Here is a 17,268-nt window from a genome sequence, read left to right on the forward strand (position 1 = left end):
CTTCGCGCTATCCGCTCTCCACGAAATAAAAGGGGCAGATGAACACTTTCATCTGCCCCTTTTTTATTCCCCGTCCGGCGGGACCTCCCCGCCAAGCATTTGATTTCCTGTATACATCTGCGTAATAGTCTAAAGTGTATGTGATGCAGTTCCATCAACGCTCCCCGGAGATCGCAGTCAACAGCAGTGATTGGTCCGGCTTGCCTTACCGGGCAAATGGAGCCTCATAAGAAAGAAAAGGAGAATGTATGAGCACGAAGTGGCTGAAGACCGTAAGCGCCAGCCTGGCACTGACCGTTGCCGCAGGAACCGTGAGCGCAGAAACCCTGCGCGTCGTCACTGACCCGAGTTTCGTTCCGTTTGAAATGATGGACCAGGAAACCGGTGAGATGATCGGTTTCGATATGGAGATCATCCGCGAGGTAGCCGACCGTGCAGGTTTCGAAATTGACCTCAACACCATGGACTTCAACGGCATCATCCCCGCCCTGCAAACCGGCAACGTCGACATTGCCATTGCCGGCATCACGATTACTGAAGAGCGTGAAGAAATCGTCGATTTCTCCGACCCGTACTACGACTCGGGTCTGCGAATCCTCGTTCGCGAGGGTAATGACGACGTTAGCGAATTCGACGACCTCGAAGGCAAGAAAATCGGCACCAAGATTGGTAGCACCAGTTATGACTACCTGGTCAAGAACCTTGACGCCGATGACGGTGTAACCCCCTACCCGGGCAGCTCTGATATGTACATGGCGCTGATGTCCCGTGCCATTGATGCAGTGTTCTACGATGCGCCAAACGTAGGCTACTTTGCCCGCACCAAAGGTGAAGGCAAGGTGACAACCGTCGGCCCGCTTTACGAAGGCCAGCAGTATGGTATCGCCCTCAAGAGTGGCAGTGAGTGGGTTGATGATGTAAACGAAGCCCTTGCCGCAATGAAGGAAGATGGTACTTACAAAACCATCTACGAAAAATGGTTTGGCCCCATGCCCGAGGGCATGTAAGGGCTCCCGGGCCCCAGAGGTCTGATTCCCTTTGCCGGGGCTTCACTGCCCCGGCACTTCGTGACTCCAAAACTCTGCGGAGACTCTCACTGTGGAATTCCAGTTTCAGTTCGACTGGCAGGCAGCCATCGACTCCATCCCTTTTCTGATAAAAGGGATCCCCTACACCCTGCTGATTTCCTTCGGCGGTCTTCTGATCGGTTTTGCTCTGGGCATTTTCTTTGGCCTGCTGAGCATCAACAAGAAGTGGTTCCTGCGGTGGCCGGCAACCGCCTACATCGAAATCTTTCGTGGCACTCCGATCCTGGTTCAGGTCCTCTTTATTTTCTATGGCCTGCCCGATCTGATTGGCGGTCCAATTGATCCCTTGACGGCCGGCATCGCGGCCATCGCTTTGAACTCCGGCGCCTACATATCCGAGGTGGTCCGGGGTGGCGTTCAGTCCATCGACAAGGGCCAGACCGAAGCCGGGCTTTCTCTGGGGCTGTCCCGAACCCAGACCTTCTGGTCTGTCGTGTGGCCTCAGGCCTTCCGCCGGATGATTCCGCCGCTGGGTAACCAGGCCATTGTCAGCATCAAGGACACATCCCTGTTCTCGGTGATCGGCGTCGGCGAGCTGGTCCGCCAGGGCCAGATCTATATTGCCAACACCTTTACCGCCTTCGAGGTGTATTTTGTGGTCGCGATCCTCTACCTGGCCATCACCCTGTCCCTGTCCATCATTCTCCGCTTCGTTGAGCGCCGCGGACTGGCTTCTGTCTGAAGGAACGTTACCCATGACTCAGATTGTAAAAATGAAGGGCATGAACAAGTACTTCGGGAAACTGCATGTCCTCAAAGATATTGACCTTACCGTTGAACAGGGCGAAGTGGTGGTTATTATCGGCGCCAGCGGCTCCGGCAAATCCACCCTGATTCGCTGTGTGAACGGCCTTGAAGAATATGAATCCGGAACACTGGAAGTGGACGGCCAACAGCTCGCGCCCAAGAGCGGCAATCCGAAAGCTCTGGCTGAAATCCGCAAGGAAGTCGGCATGGTATTCCAACAGTTCAACCTCTTCCCTCACCTCACGGTGAAAAAGAACATCATGCTGGCGCCCAAGAAGGTCAAGGATGCTCCGGAAACTGTTGCCAATGCCACCGCCGAGCGGTTGCTCAACCGTGTGGGCATCGGCAACCAGGCCGACAAGTACCCCAGCCAGCTGTCCGGCGGCCAGCAACAGCGGGTCGCAATCGCCCGAGCGCTGGCGATGGAACCGCGCCTCATGCTGTTCGACGAGCCAACCTCAGCCCTGGATCCGGAAATGATCGGTGAAGTGCTGGATGTTATGCGGGAGCTGGCCAAAGAGGGCATGACCATGATGGTCGTCACCCACGAGATGGGCTTCGCCCGGGAAGTGGCCGACCGCGTGATCTACATCCACGAGGGCCAGATTGTGGAACAGGGTAAACCGGACGATGTGTTCGACAACCCTCAGAACGAGCGCACCCAGGCGTTTCTTTCGCGGGTGTTGGCGCACTGAGCCAAACCCAGCTTTGAAAGCCTCCGCTTGCGGAGGCTTTTTCCTGAATGCCCGCCGGCGAACTGCAAGTTCCGGAGGAGGGAGAGCAAGTGGAGGAAGTAACCTAGCCTGTCTGCATACTGATCGCCTGCAGTACCGATAATTGCAACCCGCTCGGGGTGCAACCTGTAAGGATTAATTACAAGCTCCTCGGGAGGGCAATCGGCAGGCGCAATCATACCCGCCGACGAGCCCGAGATCGCTAATGGGCGTGCATTCCGGCAAACTCGAGAATCCTGTCTTTTTCAGTGTGCAGAGTTATCTCGATACCGTCGCCCTCCAGGTTGGCAAGGGTTTCCTCGAAAGCCTCTACACGAAGGTCATTAACCTGTCCAGGCTCCGGGCCTTTAACCGGAAATAACACGGGGCCTTTCAGCAGATGCCGCTTGCGGAGCTGATCCACTTTCAGCTTCCACTTGCCACCATGTTCGATAATGGCCGTGGAATCGGTCTGCCCCAGGAACAGGGGCTTGATTACCCGAATGGCCTCGTTGTCCTTTTGCTCAACGAAGGGGAAGGTGACTCCGTATAGCTGATCTTCGATCCGACGCTTGGTAAAACGCTTTGCCAGATCCCGGTGTTCCAGGAGTTGCTTGATGCCCTTCTCGAGAATGGTCTCCTGATATTCCCTGGTGACGAAGTTCCGGCCAACGTAATATTCGTAGAGCTCAGCCAGTGTTTGCTCTGGATTCTCCGCCAGCACTGCCCGCTGCTCGCTGAAACGAACGATGGTTTCACGGGGTCGGATCAGTTCCTGAAACAGACCTTTGTGAAATCCATAATCCCGGTCGTTGTCACCAAACTCGCCGACCTGGTCTTTGAGCATGCCCTGTACTCTGCGCAGCTCAGCATCCAGATTCGCCATGGTTTTGAGGTACAGTCCCCGGTCCAGCTCCTCAAAGAACTGGGTGATACGGGCATGCTTTTTCCGATGCAGTTTAAAGCCCAGGTAGCGGGTTTTCGGTGCCCACAGCAAAATACCGACGTTGGCGAACTCGCCCGTCTCGATATAAGGCATAAACCGCACGATGGCGTATTGGCACGCTGTCCTGGTCATTTCCGGTTCCAAAAGTTGTCGCTACGAAAACGCTGCAAGTGTGTCAGGAATGAATCCGGATCAAAGTCCAGTTTCATCGTCATCTCAGAGTCTATGTAAAACCACTCCTCGGGAATGGCCTGGATAATGCCGTCCCACTCCCTCAAAGCCTGTTCCAGCCTTTCAGTATAGTGCTGGCGCTCAATCAAGTCATCGAACACATCTGGCACGCTGTCCTTGAAGGCGTGATACCGAAAAAATTGGTCGGCATCGAAATCAGGGTCGAACGCCTGGTTGTGGTCAATGACCACGAGGCGCTGAGTTTCCGCATCCCAGAACAGATTGGCGTTTCCGCCGTTTTTCGTCAATTGACGAAAAACGTTCGAGATCCACCAATCGAAAACGAGGAGAGAGCCACGCATTTCCGATGGGACATCATGAATCTGGGAGAAAGCCAACTCCGTTATCCTCTGCTCCACGGATCCAAAAGCCGGGCCGCGACCCAACGCAAGCGCATCTTCCGCTGATAATACATCGGTTAACTCGTCGGGAACATCGACAAGTCTGAACGGAGCTACGGGAATTCCCATGGCCAGAGCGAGGTTGCCAGAGATCCATTCGTTAATCTGACTCTGTCTGCCCGCCCCGCTGCCTTTGACGAAATAAATCTCTCCATCGTCGCCCCTGCAGATGAACGGCAGAGTCATGCCGTGTTCCGAGCGGCGCAACACCTCGACGATCTCGACTTCATTGGGAGGCAAACTGGACACAGGTGTGAAATTCCCTTTTTCTCGGTAGTAACCACGGTACATCTTGTTGCTGACGGTCACGGTAGAACGACCCAACCGTATCCCATATTCTCTTCTTGTGGAAGCGCAGATAAACCGGCAAGTTTATTTGATCAGTAATCGCATTGCGGCACACAAGGATACATAACTGACTGTAATTTCATGCACTTATAATTTCACCGCAAATCAAAGTCGGCCTAAACAAGACTTCGATAGAATATATAGCCAGAAAACCATGATCCGCATCCACTGCACAAAGAAACTTGATACGAAGCTGCCGCTGGATTCGTCCGCTCGTCTCAAACGCAAACTGCCGATCCCACATGCCGCTAATGACGAGCCTGAGAGCCCGCTTAGCGGCTGGCACGCCAACCTGCTCACAATCCAGCGCCGCAACTGCGTGTTTTTTGTTCACGACAGCACCCGCTTTCCGTTGCTGGCAACCTGCCTGACAAAACCGGACTTCGCGGAGCTGGACTGGTGGTTTCAGGATGCATTGATGAACACGCTGCTCAAGTCCGGCGCGAATCAGGCACAGATGGACGCTGCCGAAAGCGCCCTCGCAGAACTGGTTTGCGACTTGGAGTGCGACCGTTCCGTGCAGGCGACCATGAACCGGATGGGGCAGGATCTTGAGCATCAGATCTGGTATAACCGGCTCTCAATCAGCGATCTTGCACCCTACAGAACCGGCGCGTGGCTGGCGGAAAGGCCCTGCACGGTTAAGGGAGTCAAAGGCGCGATCTGGCCGCAGCGGGAGATGTTGGCGTTGTTGGATACCATTAATCGATAGCGCTTTGTTGTCTTAACTGCGCCTGCAATCGATGATCGATCCGCCCTGCTTCTCGCACCATATTCACGCCCATGCTTACTCGGGCCACGTCCATTAGATCAGCCGGAATCGCTCGCTTCTGTGTTTCGGAGAACCAGGCAAGGACATCACACAGATGCCAGATTGCTGACGCGCCCTCATGGACCGGCATTGGAAAACTGGCCAGATGGGTTTGAATGAGCTTTCGCATGTTCTGGCGGGAAAACATCAGCAGGCTCGCCATGTCGGAAATACCCACAAAATCCGGCCCGGCCTCCACCAGGCGGGCCTCAGGAACCGCCCGTTGCACATCCTGCAGCGCGCTCAGCATGGCTTGTTCTGCTGACTCGGCCTCGCGTGTAAAGTTCAGAGCGAGCCGGCCTTTTTGGCCGAGGCCGATGATGGCGTCGTCGCATCCCGCTTGAAACAATGAGCTCTCGAGCTGGTCATGTGCAAAGTCTTGTGGAACTGAATATTTAAGCGTGAAGTCGTATTCACGATTCATGGTCTTCAACTCCGTTAGCGAGTCAGTTCTGCACAGGCCAGCGCCGCTTCTATATCTTTGTTCGCATGTCTCTTGCGGGGCACTCGTGCCATTCCTTGGGCAAATCATATACAGCAAGGTTGTCATATGACAACCTTGCTGTATCGAAAAGTTAGGCCGGATTGAGCTTCGTGAGATACCGGCGCGCCACCTTGCCAAAGATCAGCAAGCACACGAGGGTCTGCAATAGAACGGCAACCGCAAAACCGATCATCACAAGGCCCATTGGAAGCTCTGAGATAACTATCATGAGGTCATCAATCACAGGGGCATCGGCTGAAACGAACGGCAGAGCGATGAGGGAAATGAAAGAGACAACCAGCGCACTGATGTTCACAGAGACGGACATCATCCAGTTCTCCCGGAGCGTCGGCGCCCTACCAAACGCCGAAACCGATGCGGCCATTGCGCCATAGGCGGCACCGATCATCGCCCCGATTTGCACGCCGGAATTCATATCGATGTTGAATACCTCACCGATCGTAATAATGCAGAGCTGGAGAGCGGCGTAGAGGCCGGTAAAGTTGAGAATTGTCTTTGTGATCATATTTAAGCTTCCTTGCTTTTTTGGTTTTTAATTTATTGGCACGTTCTCAAGAACTTCAAAATCTCAGACACTTGCGCTGCGGCAGATGCCGGCAAGCCCAGCAGTTTGCCATCGGCGGGAGCGCTTCATTCAGACTGCATTAATACACCTGCCACCAGAACAACGGCGAGCGTTCCATACATTGACAGAACAGGAACGAGACACCACGCTTGCCAGAGCTTTGGCAGCGGAACATCTGGGTCGCCCAACGTCGATGCTCGCCTGTGCCAGAAACGAGACGAACAATTACGGAAAACAAGGAACGCAAAGACATGGCTGCACCTGACGAGACGACCGACAAGCGCCTCTGACCAGATCTGGCTGATACTGGAAAGACTGCCAGAATGCGTCGCGACTCGTTGTTCTATTTTTTTGGCATAACGAAACCCCGTGGTCACGATCACAAAGATGAACAACAGGTTCAGCAGAATGCCTCCAGCCACCACATGTGCTGCAAAGATTCGCCATTCATCACTCACGGTTGCTCGCCCCATAGCTCGGTTTTGTAAGAGAAAAAAGGGGCTGTTCACAGCGGGCGACTTTTCACTCAACAATCACCAAAAAAATTGCCGACAACGCAAAGATCATTGCGCAGACAAAAGTAAAGCTGACAGGGATAAGCGCCCACAGCTTTAAATTCCTGGGAGTCGCCTTATCCTCTGTACCCATTCGCAACGCAACTTTGCTACCGATCACAGGGAGATTCCTGTAGGTGAAAAAGGCCCAGACGTTCATGGCACGAATCCACCTTCCCCAGGGGCCATCGCCCCACAGAATTTTTGTCATATCCAGGTAGGCGCCGGGCGCGGCAATCTTGGCCTCTACCACGCGTATCCTCGAAAACGCTACTGTCACTGTAAACAGTATTCCCAGTAAGCCGCCTATCATGGAGGCAATCCCCAAGAACGCTGAAATAACTGTGAGTGCCTCGATCATCAGCAATGACCTAAGTGATATTGGTGCCCATCATGGAGTCACCTTCACTACGCATTTCTCTTTTGCGTAACGACAGCTCAACGTCCTACCTGGCGGGCGCAGGGATGACCCCTTTGTCAATGTAATGCTGCACCTGCGCTTGATAGCCGGAGGGGTCACCATTTGCAGCTTCAGCACGTAATTCGTCGATTACCGGGGCGGCAAAACCTGAATCTTCGTCACCCGCGCAATCCCGACACGATGCTCGCCACCACGCCAGAGCCTGGCCTTTGCCTGAGAAGCCAACGATAAAGTAATGCCCATACTTCGGCGTCGGATAATCTTCGAACCACTCGGCAACGGTCTCACTGAATTCCTCGGGCATGGGTAGCGAGACCTCGTAAAATTTCTGCTCCCTGTGCGAAAACCAGCGGGCTTCGACCCGTTCCGGAACTGGTGCCGGGTCTATAACAATTCGGCCGCCAGTTGGAGGCGTTTGATCATACCCGTAACTGATTGCTCCACCGGGTATTCTGCGGTCGCCGTTCAGTGTTACCTCTTCAACCCAGACCGGCCACCCGGATGGCCCCCCGGAGACGATGACGGTGTATTCATAGGTTTTTCTCTCCGAAGAGCAGGCAACAAGGCCAGTGATCAACACCAACAACACCATCTGGCGGCTGATGGCGAGACAATTTGCAACGTGCTTTGTCATGGTCGTGCAGTGACCTCTTGTTGTTGGACGGCTAACGAGGGCCTGTTATAGAAGATCCTTCTCTTACCAGAGTTCTCAGGAAGGTGAGGCAATACATCCTCTCGATGTGAGGTATGCATGTATTTCCCCAAATACTTCCTAGCAGCAAAGAGGTTGGCTCCAGCTTCCTGCCAAGCGTCAATAGCTTTCTTAAGGTCATCGGGGATTCTGTGGTTGGCGTTTGACAAATCCATAGGCGACATGGGCAGGCCCTCTGATACCGCCATCTCATACATAAGGTGAAGAGCATGAATCGCCAATTCCTTTCGAGTTGCTCGCCTCTCCTCCGCGATTACATCCGTGCCCTCAACGCGAGCCTGGATGTTGCGGTGATCATTTCGGTTAAGCGCTTCAATTTTTTTCTGGGCACTCTGGATTGTCCGATAATTCATACCATGACCAGAAAAGACTCTGACAGTGAAGATTTCGTGATTCTGGATACCTCCAACCGGATTTTCATAACCCCCACCAACATCCGAGTGGACACCCGGCAATGCTATCTCTGAGAAATTGGATGGAAGTCCAGCAGGTTCCCGGATACTCGAAAGGGGGAAGTTTCTACGGATCTCATGATGAGCGGTCAGATGAACAATCCTGTCGGCACTGTCCGGCCTGAGATTGACATTAAAATCCAGGTTATTTTGATTTCCGGGAAGATAGAAGCTTCCTACAGTATCGAATAATCCTATAAATCCGACTCTTGCAGTGATATCGCGAGGAAACGCATTTAACTTACGAAAGCTAACTACCGACGTTGACAGGCTCGGCTCATTTATCTCTGGCAAAATTATTGAGGCGGGCCACTCATTAACGAGATTCACGAAATGCCGGGCCAGCGCGGCTCCCCTGCTAAACCCGAATACATCCAACACAACTACATCAGGCTTACTTTCGTCCAGAATGTCGTTGAGTGCAGTGATCGCTGTCTGAATCCGTTTGTGGCCCCCTTCGGGACCTACCCCCAAGGCCAAACCAATTATGTCTTCGCGAGCGTCAAAGCCGTCTGGCGCGATATGCCCGGCAATCGTTCCTGGCCCGGGGATGTAAATCCGCTCTGAATTTGCTCCAGACTCGTAGAGATCAAACAACTTCGCGACATTGGTAATATCCCTATCTGGCAGGTGTTTGTCGTTGTCTTTGTGGTTGGCAGTTCCATCGAAGAAGATGCCTATTCTCAGCGAATTTCCAGCTTTCTCTCGCTTGTTAGGACGAGTAAGAATCTAATCTTGACTATGCTTCAAATCGGCGTCATCGGCACGACTACCGTCTCGCAATTGAGATGGCCCAGTCTTCATTTCTGCATCCAAAAGACCCTCAACTCCACTCTTGGATTCTGCAGCATCAAAAATCCTGCCTAACTTCGCAGGGGCGCTGGATACTCCCGAAAATGACGCCGGCGTGTGAGTATCACCAATAACCACCGACCCCGACCCAATAGTCACACCGCCACACGAAATCGCCCCGCCTGTCACCGCCGCCGGTTTGCCGTTGATCATCACGGTGGACGAACCACCGGTGATGGTGCGGGGATGGGGTGGATGCTTGGGTTTGGAATGGGGTGCCAGCGGGTCGCCTACCCGGGCAACGGGCCTGCCATCAATCAGCACATCGGGGGAACCGGCAATCACCGGCGTGGGCGGGAAACCTTCGTGATCGGAGCCGAGGTCTCCGAGCAGAACAATCGCTTTACTCATGTCGCGTCCTTTGCGTTATTTGCCGGGCCATCCTGGCCCGTTGCGGGTAAAACGGCAGTTTATACTGAAGCGCTCTTCCAGCCAAACCCATCGATCTCACAGTGTGACGGAATCAAGAGCGAGGAAACGTCAGGCAATACCGGGCCAGCTCGACCCGAAATCCGGGTGGCCGATACCCGCTGTTAACTGTAATATTCGCACAGGTTAACAGCGACAACCCAGAATCAGACCGTCTGACGGAGAATTATCATGCGCAATGCTGACCTCGTCACCCGTGGCCTCAAGTCCGTGTGGCACCCCTGCACCCAGATGAAAGACCACGAAGGCGCCGTGCCCCTGGTGCCCATCAAGCGTGGCGAGGGTGTCTGGCTTGAGGACTTTGAAGGCAATCGATTTATCGATGCCGTCAGCTCCTGGTGGGTCAATCTCTTTGGCCACGCCAATCCGAGAATCAACGCGGCGATCCAGAAGCAGATTGGCGAGTTGGAACACGTCATCCTCGCGGGTTTTACCCACGAGCCGGTGGTCAATCTGTCCGAGCGACTCATCGAGGTTACTCCACCCGGCCTGAACAAAGTCTTTTACGCCGACAACGGCTCCTCGGCCATCGAAGCGGCCCTGAAGATGAGCTTCCACTACTGGAAGAACCACGGCAAACCGGGCAAGAAGAACTTCGTGAACCTGAGCAACAGCTACCACGGTGAAACCCTGGGCGCCCTCGCACTCGGCGATGTATCGCTTTACAAGGACACCTATCAGCCGCTACTGATGGAAGTTCTGACAGCCCCCTCACCGGACGCCTTCAACAAGGAGCCGGGTGAGACCGACGAAGCCTATGCATTGCGCCAGTTTGAGGCCATGGAAAAGCTGCTGGCCGAGAAGCACGACGAAATCTGCGCCGTGGTGGTGGAGCCGCTGATCCAGTGCGCCGGCGGCATGCGCATGCACCATCCCATCTACCACACCAAACTGCGGGAAGCCTGCGACCGCTATGGCGTGCACCTGATTGCCGATGAGATTGCCGTTGGTTTTGGCCGCACCGGCACCCTGTTTGCCTGTGAGCAGTCGGGCATCACTCCGGATTTCATGTGCCTGTCCAAGGGGCTCACCGCCGGCTACCTGCCTCTGTCGGTGGTACTGACCACCGATGATGTCTACAACGCCTTCTACGACGACTATGAGACCCTCAAGGCGTTTCTGCACAGCCACAGCTACACGGGCAACCCCATTGGCTGCGCCGTGGCGTTGGCGACCCTGGACATCTTCCGGGATGACAATGTGATTGAGAGCAACCGCGCGCTCTCCACGTGCATGGCCAAATCCGTCGCCCATCTTGCGGAGCACCCCAATGTCGGCGACATTCGCCAGCATGGCATGACCATGGCGGTGGAAATGGTGAAAGATAAAGCGTCGAAAACGCCCTTCCCCTGGCAGGAGCGCCGTGGCATTCGTGTTTACCAGCATGCATTAACCCGCCAGGCCTTGCTTCGCCCCCTGGGTAATGTGGTTTACTTCATGCCGCCTTACGTGATCACCGAAGAACAGATCCGCCATCTGGGCCAGGTTGCGACGGAAGGCATTGAGATCGCAGTTCGCGACTGACAGCCGCCCGGAATCTGAGAGACCAGCTCATGCGCATACCCCGCATCTACACCGATTCCGCCCTCACCGAGGGCGGCACCGCAGCACTTGATGACAACGCCGCACAACATGTGGGCCGGGTATTGCGCATGCAGCCGGGACAGGAGCTGCTGCTTTTCAACGGTGATGGCAACGACTACCCCGCCACCATTTCCAGTGCCAGCAAGAAGAACGTGGAAGTCCAGGTTGGTACCCCGGAAGCCAACACCACCGAATCCCCACTGGAAATCGTTCTCGGCCAGACTCTCTCCAAGGGTGACCGCATGGACTACGCAGTGCAGAAAGCGGTGGAAATGGGCGTTACCCGCATCGTGCCGCTGAGCACAGAACGGTGCGACGTAAAACTCAAGGGCGACCGGGAAGACAAGCGCCTGCGCCACTGGCAATCCGTCGCCATCAGCGCCGCCGAGCAATGCGGTCGCGCCCGGGTGCCCGAGATCCTGCCGGTGATGACCGTTTCCCAGTGGCTGGAACACAGCCGGGACTGCGAAGTGCGTCTTGTCCTTCACCACCGTACCGAGCATGCACTCAAATCCATTATCCCCCCCGAACGCGTCGCCCTGATGATCGGCCCCGAGGGCGGCCTTTCCCCCGAGGAAATCGCCCAGGCGGAAAAAGAAGGTTTCCTGCCGGTGGCCCTGGGCCCTCGGGTACTGAGAACCGAAACCGCACCGGTTGCAGCCATGGCGCTTTGTCAATGGCTATGGGGCGATATCGGCAGCTGACCAACCCCGACCGTGCCGCCGTCTCGATCTGGCGCCCACGTCATCGACATAGAGGGGTCGGCGACACAATCCCTGTCAGCCTGCAGCAAAGCCGGGCATCACTCAACAGCCAGGGCGGCGCCGATCACGATCACGAATGCTGCCAGGTTCACCCACGCCTTGACCCATGCTGCCGGTGCGCCCGAACATACCGTTCGGGGTCCGCGTCGAACTGTTCGCGGCAAGCCGTCGCACAGAAGTAATAGTGTTTACCCTGGTATTCGGACTCCGCAGGGGCTGTCTTGTAGCTGACCTGCATGCCACAGACCGGATCCTCGAAAGATTTTTGCTCTTCTCGTCCGCGTTTCATTGTTGCCCTCTCTCTTTTACAGTTCACAATAATGCAGATTTTGCTGCGCCTTTCCACTAACAGACCACCGCATCGGTGAGCTTATCGAGCTGCGCGTGCGGGTTGATTCGTGATTACGCCAGGCGTTCCAACGCCAGCGCTACCCCCTGGCCGCCACCGATGCACAGGGTAACCACGCCACGGCGCACGCCATCCCGGGCCATGGCGTGTAACAGCCGGGTGGTCAGCACTGCGCCGGTGGCTCCGATTGGATGGCCGTGCGCAATCGCGCCGCCTTCCACGTTAACGATATCCTCGGCCAGACCGAGCTCCCGGGTCAGGGCAAGGACGATGGCGGCAAAGGCTTCGTTGATCTCGATGCGCTCGATATCACCCATGCTCCAGCCGGCACGTGCCAGTGCCTGTTGCACCGCCGGTACCGGGCCCAGGCCGAAATAGCCGGGCTCCACCGCGCCGATGCCGTAACTCACCAGCCGCGCCATGGGCTCAAGGCCACGGCGTTCCGCCCAGGCGCGATCAGCGACGATCATTGCTGCCGCACCCGTGTTCAGCCCAGGGGCGTTACCGGCGGTAATGGTGCCGTCCTTGCGGAAGGCCGGCCTGAGTTTGCCGAGGCCCTCGGCGGTGGCGTCGGGGCGATTGTGCTCATCGCGCCCGAAGGCCGCCGTGCCCTTGTGGGATGTGACTTCGACCGGCACGATCTCTGCGTCGAAGCGTCCTGCCGCCTGAGCCTCGCTGAAGCGTTGCTGGCTGCGCGCCGCCCAACGGTCCTGGTCCTCGCGGCTGATGTCAAAGCGGCTGACCAGGTCTTCGGTGTGCCACCCGGAGTGCTGATCAGAGAAGGCATCATTGAGCCCGTCGCGCAGCATGCTGTCGTAAATCTCGCCATTGCCCATGCGGTGGCCCCAGCGCCCGTGCAGATCCAGATAGGGCGCAAGATCCATGTTCTCCATTCCGCCGGCGATAGCACAGTCACGATGCCCGAGCATCACCTCCTGCGCGGCGTTAATCACCGCCTGGGCGCCGGAGCCGCAGACCCGGTTGACCGTCATGGCCGGCACCGACACCGGCAATCCGGCGTGGATCGCAGCCTGGCGCGCCGGATTCATCCTGGCGCCGGCCTGAACCACCTGACCCAGCACCACACTCTGCACATCGTCGGGGGTCAGGCCCGAGCGGCGCAGGCTCTCGGCGATGGCAGTAGCACCGAGGTCGGGTGCCGGTATGGCCTTGAGTGTGCCACCGTAGGTACCGATGGCTGTGCGTACCGGGGCGCAGAGAACGACGTTGGATTCTTTCATGATTGATCACCTCGCGTATCTGTTTTGTCCTTGCCGGGCCATAACCCGCCATAGAGCCTTTTAAACGCCATCTCGAAGACACTGTCGCGGGCCGTGCCCGCAAGCGTCAGTGCCGAGGCGATGGAGTCGCTCATTGACGTCTCCCATTGCCGATAGGGGTTACTGCTATTGACCGGCGTTGGCCTGGTCTCCATCCTCTCGGCCAGCCACTTGACCCCGCCCATCCAGGGCGCGAAGCGCTCCGAGAACATCAGGCGGCTGGTTCTTGCCGGATGCAGTTGGCGCAGCATCTCGGCCGACCAGGGGGTGGTGACCCGCCGTACCCAGGGCCCGGCAAAGGTCTCGTAGAGGGCCACATTGCGCCTGGAGAGGGCTTTTACGCGCTCGAACTCCGGTGCCTGGTCCGGGTACTCCAGATCTTCCACCTGACGTTCCTCGAAACGCACCTGGAACTGGGGCTTGTGACAGTCCGGGTCGCCGGTGGGATTGTCTATCTTCATCTCGTAGAGCCCGGGGGCAAGGTCATTGAGATCGCCGACGCTCTCGAGGATCGCCCGGTGCTCCAGCCGTGCGACCTTGGCGGAAACGAAGATTCCCAGATGGCCAACGTGTGGGTTGATCAGGTAGACGATGCGCTGGCCAGCGGCCTTGAGTGCCTTGGTGTCCGGGTACACCGCGGGGATCCAGTTGAGCGCCTGGTGCGGTGGGGTGATGTTGTCTCCACTGGAGGCGAAGATCACCAGCGGGTTGCGGATGCGCTTGAGGTCAACGGTGCAACCGGGATGGACTTCAAACTCGCCACGCTCCAGCTTGTTACCGATGAAGAGATTCTCGACGATAGCAACAATCTCTTCCTTGCTCAGGCTATAGAAGCCGGTCCACCAACGCTCGAAGTCCAGAAATCGCTCGCGCTGACCGTCGATGTCGGCAAACAACTGGTAGTCCTTCTGCCACAAGGTATTTGCCGGCTTGAGGGATTCGAAGTTGGCCGCCAGATGGGCGCCATCAAAGCGCCCGCCCCCCAGGTCCGCCAGCAGGTGCGTCACCCAGGCGCCGCCCAGCAGCCCGCCGGCGAGGCGCATGGGATTAACGCCGGATTCGCCGGACCAGTAGGACAGCGGTGAGCCGTTAAGCACCGCCGGCCCGACCAGGCCCTCACAATCAGCCGAGAGCAGTGCGATGGCCCATCCCGCCTGGCAGTTGCCGTAGAGCACCGGCGGCATGCCGGGATGGCGCTCGGCCAGCGTCTCGACGAAGCGCCGCAGTACGTTTAACACGTCCTCCAGCGTCTGCCCGGGCATGGGCTCGGGGAAGAAGATCGCGAAATAGACCGGGTGCCCCTCGTGGAGTGCCATGCCTACTTCGGAATCTTGCTTGAAACCGCCGATGCCGGGGCCATGACCGGCGCGCGGATCGACGATCATCACCGGCGGTTTGGTCTCGTCAAGGCAGTCTTCCAGACAGTCCTCGCCGACCCGGGTGATACGTAGCAGGGCATAATTGGCGGGGCGCTCCAGTCGGCGGCCGTCCAGGATCATTTCATAGTCGAAGTCGAGTAGCGGTGGCTTGCCGGCCTGCTCATGCTCGAGCATGTTATTGGCTCGCTCGCGCAGGGTGTCCAGGTAGCGCACCCAGCGCCGCCACAGGTCGGTCTGGTAGGCGAACAGTTCCGCCGCCGGGTTGCTCTGGATGGTGGCCTGTTTGTCAGACCTGACCATCGGGTCGGGCCCCTTGTCTCTCGTTAGCTTGGTATTCATAGTCGTTTTAGCTCTCAGTGTCAGGATATGGTTTGGTTAAGCTGGTTCTGCGAGGCGCAGCCGGATTGCCAGCCAAGCGAAGATGAACACCCCCAACTGTTTTGCCCAGTATGAAACCGAGGGCCACCCCGAGGAAGACATTGCCAAAATCCGCACTTCAATCTCTCACCGCGATACGGGAATCTGCTCGACCCATGGGCCAGAACAGGACGAGGTGAAAGCGTGTAGCTTTCGGCTCTTGCTAACCGTTAGTGTCCAGTCTATGTGATCAAGCTGAATCTAGACTGAACACATACTTCCTGCCCGGAAATGGTTATGAGGCAATATCAGCGGTTGATCAACCCCCGACCGTGCCGCCGTCGCAAGCTGGCGCCCAGGTCATTGACAGCGGGTGGGCACTTCTGAAACCGTGCGGAGCCATAGATGGCGGAGCCGAGCATACAGGGACGTATTCACAGCGTGTTTCAGAAGCGCCTGCCCGCGCCCGCTCAGAGTCAGAGCAAAAATACTAAAGAGACTGCGAGTACCAGGATGACGAGCCTGCTAAACACCCAAGAATTCTGGCAATATCTCAGTATCCCGGTGATTGCCGCCCTGATCGGCTGGAGCACCAACTGGCTCGCCATCAAGATGACCTTCTACCCCCTGGAATTCATCGGCAAACCACCGCTACTGGGCTGGCAAGGCATTATTCCCTCCAAGGCGCGAAAAATGGCGGCCATCAGTGTCGATGCCACCATTTCAAAGATCGGCACCGTTCGAGAGATCTTCCAGCAGATCGATCCGAAAGTCCTCGCCACCCATATCGTTCACTCCGTCGAACCCCGCATCGAAGAATATGTGGATGAGATGATGCTCAAGGAGTACCCCACCTTCTGGGAAAACCTGCCGGCCTCGGCCCGGAAGATGGTCTACGATCGCGTCCGCAAATCCACGCCTCAGCTGGTGGACAATCTGGTGGAAGACGTGTCCGACAACATCGAGGACCTGCTGGATATCAAGGGCATGGTCATCGAGCGCCTGGCCGCCGACAAGGAGCTGCTGAACCGGATCTTTATTGAATGCGGCGAGGTGGAATTCCGGTTCATCATCAACTCGGGGCTCTACTTCGGCTTCCTGTTCGGCCTGATCCAGATGGCGGTCTGGTATCTCTACCCGAGCTGGTGGGTGCTTCCCTTCTTCGGCCTTCTGGTGGGTTGGGCCACCAACTGGATTGCCCTGAACGTGATTTTCCGGCCGCTGCACGCGAAAAAAGTCGGCCCCTTCCGGATTCAGGGCCTGTTCCTGAAACGCCAGCCGGCCGTGGCGGAGTCCTTCTGTCACATTGTTACCCACGAGATTCTCACCGTTGGCAACATTATCAACGCCATTCTCGACGGCCCCAAAGGCGACCGCGCCCGCAACATGGTCAAGAAACACATCAAACCGCTGGTGGATGAAACCGCTGGCATGGGCAAGGCGCTGACCCAGATGGCCTTCGGGCCCACCGGCTTTGCCACCCTCAAGAACAAGGTCGGCGAAAAAGCCATCGAAATATCGCAGACATCGTTCAACAACCCGGTGTTCGAGAAGGACCGGGCCCGGGCCGTGGAATCCATCATGGTCGAGCGGATGATTGCCCTGTCTTCCGAAGAGTTTCAGGAGTTGCTCCGGCCCTGTTTCCAGGAAGATGAGATCAAACTGATCCTGGTGGGCGCATTCCTCGGCTTTGGCGCCGGTGTCTGCCAACTGGTGTTCGTGTTCGGGGAGTCGTTCCTGTAAATTCCTGCAATAATTCACGGGCTTAAAACCTGTGCAA

19 protein-coding genes are annotated in these 17,268 nt (G+C 56.7%); 7 read left to right on the forward strand and 12 right to left on the reverse strand.

What is annotated here, in order from left to right; translation table 11 throughout:
- Nucleotides 1-248: 248 nt before the first annotated feature.
- The 3 genes from AC13DD_RS16985 to AC13DD_RS16995 all read left to right on the forward strand — a co-directional run bounded on the left by AC13DD_RS16985 (nt 249) and on the right by AC13DD_RS16995 (nt 2,530).
- Nucleotides 249-1,007, forward strand: a complete 759-nt coding sequence (locus tag AC13DD_RS16985; protein WP_008175305.1) for a transporter substrate-binding domain-containing protein — start codon at nt 249-251, stop codon at nt 1,005-1,007.
- A gap of 91 nt (nt 1,008-1,098) precedes the next feature.
- A complete protein-coding gene (locus AC13DD_RS16990; protein WP_014578168.1) occupies nt 1,099-1,770 on the forward strand; it encodes an amino acid ABC transporter permease in 672 nt (223 codons plus the stop codon).
- A 13-nt stretch (nt 1,771-1,783) separates the two neighbouring features.
- Nucleotides 1,784-2,530, forward strand: coding sequence for an amino acid ABC transporter ATP-binding protein (locus AC13DD_RS16995; protein WP_092031996.1), 747 nt, complete (start codon nt 1,784-1,786; stop codon nt 2,528-2,530).
- A gap of 241 nt (nt 2,531-2,771) precedes the next feature.
- Here AC13DD_RS16995 and AC13DD_RS17000 read toward each other — a convergent pair whose 3' ends face one another.
- Nucleotides 2,772-3,626: a DUF3037 domain-containing protein gene (locus AC13DD_RS17000; protein ID WP_482931513.1), complete on the reverse strand. Its 855-nt coding sequence runs from the start codon at nt 3,624-3,626 to the stop codon at nt 2,772-2,774.
- A complete protein-coding gene (locus tag AC13DD_RS17005; RefSeq protein WP_482931514.1) occupies nt 3,623-4,435 on the reverse strand; it encodes a HipA family kinase in 813 nt (270 codons plus the stop codon). The genes AC13DD_RS17000 and AC13DD_RS17005 overlap by 4 nt, the downstream gene beginning before the upstream one ends.
- A 193-nt stretch (nt 4,436-4,628) precedes the next feature.
- Between AC13DD_RS17005 and AC13DD_RS17010 the strand changes: the two genes are divergently transcribed.
- Nucleotides 4,629-5,186 (forward strand): DUF6933 domain-containing protein, encoded by a 558-nt coding sequence (locus AC13DD_RS17010; RefSeq protein ID WP_053112933.1) that lies wholly within the window; start codon nt 4,629-4,631, stop codon nt 5,184-5,186.
- On the opposite strand, the gene AC13DD_RS17015 is transcribed toward AC13DD_RS17010, so the two are convergent.
- The 7 genes from AC13DD_RS17015 to AC13DD_RS17045 all read right to left on the reverse strand — a co-directional run bounded on the left by AC13DD_RS17015 (nt 5,176) and on the right by AC13DD_RS17045 (nt 9,697).
- Nucleotides 5,176-5,709 (reverse strand): DNA-binding protein, encoded by a 534-nt coding sequence (locus AC13DD_RS17015; protein ID WP_092031998.1) that lies wholly within the window; start codon nt 5,707-5,709, stop codon nt 5,176-5,178. The genes AC13DD_RS17010 and AC13DD_RS17015 overlap by 11 nt on opposite strands.
- Nucleotides 5,710-5,860: 151 nt before the next feature.
- Nucleotides 5,861-6,295, reverse strand: coding sequence for an ABZJ_00895 family protein (locus tag AC13DD_RS17020; RefSeq protein ID WP_273156928.1), 435 nt, complete (start codon nt 6,293-6,295; stop codon nt 5,861-5,863).
- Nucleotides 6,296-6,420: 125 nt separating this feature from the next.
- The gene (locus tag AC13DD_RS17025; RefSeq protein ID WP_139216037.1) at nt 6,421-6,813 is read right to left on the reverse strand and encodes a hypothetical protein; all 393 of its coding nucleotides are present in this window, start codon (nt 6,811-6,813) and stop codon (nt 6,421-6,423) included.
- A gap of 64 nt (nt 6,814-6,877) precedes the next feature.
- A complete protein-coding gene (locus tag AC13DD_RS17030) occupies nt 6,878-7,270 on the reverse strand; it encodes a hypothetical protein (RefSeq protein WP_053112936.1) in 393 nt (130 codons plus the stop codon).
- A gap of 85 nt (nt 7,271-7,355) precedes the next feature.
- Complete coding sequence (locus AC13DD_RS17035; RefSeq protein WP_053112937.1) at nt 7,356-7,964, reverse strand: DUF2931 family protein; 609 nt, start codon at nt 7,962-7,964, stop codon at nt 7,356-7,358.
- Complete coding sequence (locus AC13DD_RS17040; RefSeq protein WP_199185500.1) at nt 7,961-9,223, reverse strand: phospholipase effector Tle1 domain-containing protein; 1,263 nt, start codon at nt 9,221-9,223, stop codon at nt 7,961-7,963. Before AC13DD_RS17040 ends, AC13DD_RS17035 begins: the two co-directional genes overlap by 4 nt.
- Nucleotides 9,224-9,697, reverse strand: a complete 474-nt coding sequence (locus AC13DD_RS17045) for a type VI secretion system PAAR protein (protein ID WP_082220541.1) — start codon at nt 9,695-9,697, stop codon at nt 9,224-9,226.
- A gap of 249 nt (nt 9,698-9,946) precedes the next feature.
- Between AC13DD_RS17045 and AC13DD_RS17050 the strand changes: the two genes are divergently transcribed.
- Together AC13DD_RS17050 and AC13DD_RS17055 are read left to right on the forward strand one after the other, a co-directional pair.
- Complete coding sequence (locus AC13DD_RS17050; RefSeq protein WP_053112939.1) at nt 9,947-11,299, forward strand: adenosylmethionine--8-amino-7-oxononanoate transaminase; 1,353 nt, start codon at nt 9,947-9,949, stop codon at nt 11,297-11,299.
- Between the two features lie 29 nt (nt 11,300-11,328).
- Complete coding sequence (locus AC13DD_RS17055; RefSeq protein WP_288366553.1) at nt 11,329-12,063, forward strand: 16S rRNA (uracil(1498)-N(3))-methyltransferase; 735 nt, start codon at nt 11,329-11,331, stop codon at nt 12,061-12,063.
- Between the two features lie 148 nt (nt 12,064-12,211).
- Here AC13DD_RS17055 and AC13DD_RS17060 read toward each other — a convergent pair whose 3' ends face one another.
- The 3 genes from AC13DD_RS17060 to AC13DD_RS17070 all read right to left on the reverse strand — a co-directional run bounded on the left by AC13DD_RS17060 (nt 12,212) and on the right by AC13DD_RS17070 (nt 15,470).
- A complete protein-coding gene (locus tag AC13DD_RS17060) occupies nt 12,212-12,412 on the reverse strand; it encodes a YHS domain-containing protein (protein WP_008175323.1) in 201 nt (66 codons plus the stop codon).
- 113 nt (nt 12,413-12,525) lie between these two features.
- A complete protein-coding gene (locus AC13DD_RS17065; protein WP_288366557.1) occupies nt 12,526-13,713 on the reverse strand; it encodes a thiolase family protein in 1,188 nt (395 codons plus the stop codon).
- A complete protein-coding gene (locus tag AC13DD_RS17070; RefSeq protein ID WP_100169508.1) occupies nt 13,710-15,470 on the reverse strand; it encodes a DUF3141 domain-containing protein in 1,761 nt (586 codons plus the stop codon). Before AC13DD_RS17070 ends, AC13DD_RS17065 begins: the two co-directional genes overlap by 4 nt.
- A gap of 531 nt (nt 15,471-16,001) precedes the next feature.
- On the opposite strand from AC13DD_RS17070, the gene AC13DD_RS17075 reads away from it, so the two are divergent.
- Nucleotides 16,002-17,231 carry a DUF445 domain-containing protein gene (locus AC13DD_RS17075; protein ID WP_405417055.1) on the forward strand — a complete coding sequence of 410 codons (1,230 nt, stop codon included), beginning with the start codon at nt 16,002-16,004 and terminating at the stop codon, nt 17,229-17,231.
- Nucleotides 17,232-17,268 lie beyond the last annotated feature (37 nt).

This window comes from Marinobacter sp. L-13, assembly GCF_056857715.1.

Bases quoted from the DNA above. Each gene is read 5' to 3' on its own strand.
- AC13DD_RS16985 (WP_008175305.1), top strand. From the start codon at position 249: ATGAGCACGAAGTGGCTGAAGACCGTAAGCGCCAGCCTGGCACTGACC.
- AC13DD_RS16995 (WP_092031996.1), top strand. From the start codon at position 1,784: ATGACTCAGATTGTAAAAATGAAGGGCATGAACAAGTACTTCGGGAAA.
- AC13DD_RS17000 (WP_482931513.1), bottom strand. From the start codon at position 3,626: ATGACCAGGACAGCGTGCCAATACGCCATCGTGCGGTTTATGCCTTAT.
- AC13DD_RS17010 (WP_053112933.1), top strand. From the start codon at position 4,629: ATGATCCGCATCCACTGCACAAAGAAACTTGATACGAAGCTGCCGCTG.
- AC13DD_RS17015 (WP_092031998.1), bottom strand. From the start codon at position 5,709: ATGAATCGTGAATACGACTTCACGCTTAAATATTCAGTTCCACAAGAC.
- AC13DD_RS17020 (WP_273156928.1), bottom strand. From the start codon at position 6,295: ATGATCACAAAGACAATTCTCAACTTTACCGGCCTCTACGCCGCTCTC.
- AC13DD_RS17030 (WP_053112936.1), bottom strand. From the start codon at position 7,270: ATGATCGAGGCACTCACAGTTATTTCAGCGTTCTTGGGGATTGCCTCC.
- AC13DD_RS17035 (WP_053112937.1), bottom strand. From the start codon at position 7,964: ATGACAAAGCACGTTGCAAATTGTCTCGCCATCAGCCGCCAGATGGTG.
- AC13DD_RS17045 (WP_082220541.1), bottom strand. From the start codon at position 9,697: ATGAGTAAAGCGATTGTTCTGCTCGGAGACCTCGGCTCCGATCACGAA.
- AC13DD_RS17050 (WP_053112939.1), top strand. From the start codon at position 9,947: ATGCGCAATGCTGACCTCGTCACCCGTGGCCTCAAGTCCGTGTGGCAC.
- AC13DD_RS17055 (WP_288366553.1), top strand. From the start codon at position 11,329: ATGCGCATACCCCGCATCTACACCGATTCCGCCCTCACCGAGGGCGGC.
- AC13DD_RS17060 (WP_008175323.1), bottom strand. From the start codon at position 12,412: ATGAAACGCGGACGAGAAGAGCAAAAATCTTTCGAGGATCCGGTCTGT.
- AC13DD_RS17065 (WP_288366557.1), bottom strand. From the start codon at position 13,713: ATGAAAGAATCCAACGTCGTTCTCTGCGCCCCGGTACGCACAGCCATC.
- AC13DD_RS17070 (WP_100169508.1), bottom strand. From the start codon at position 15,470: ATGAATACCAAGCTAACGAGAGACAAGGGGCCCGACCCGATGGTCAGG.
- AC13DD_RS17075 (WP_405417055.1), top strand. From the start codon at position 16,002: ATGACGAGCCTGCTAAACACCCAAGAATTCTGGCAATATCTCAGTATC.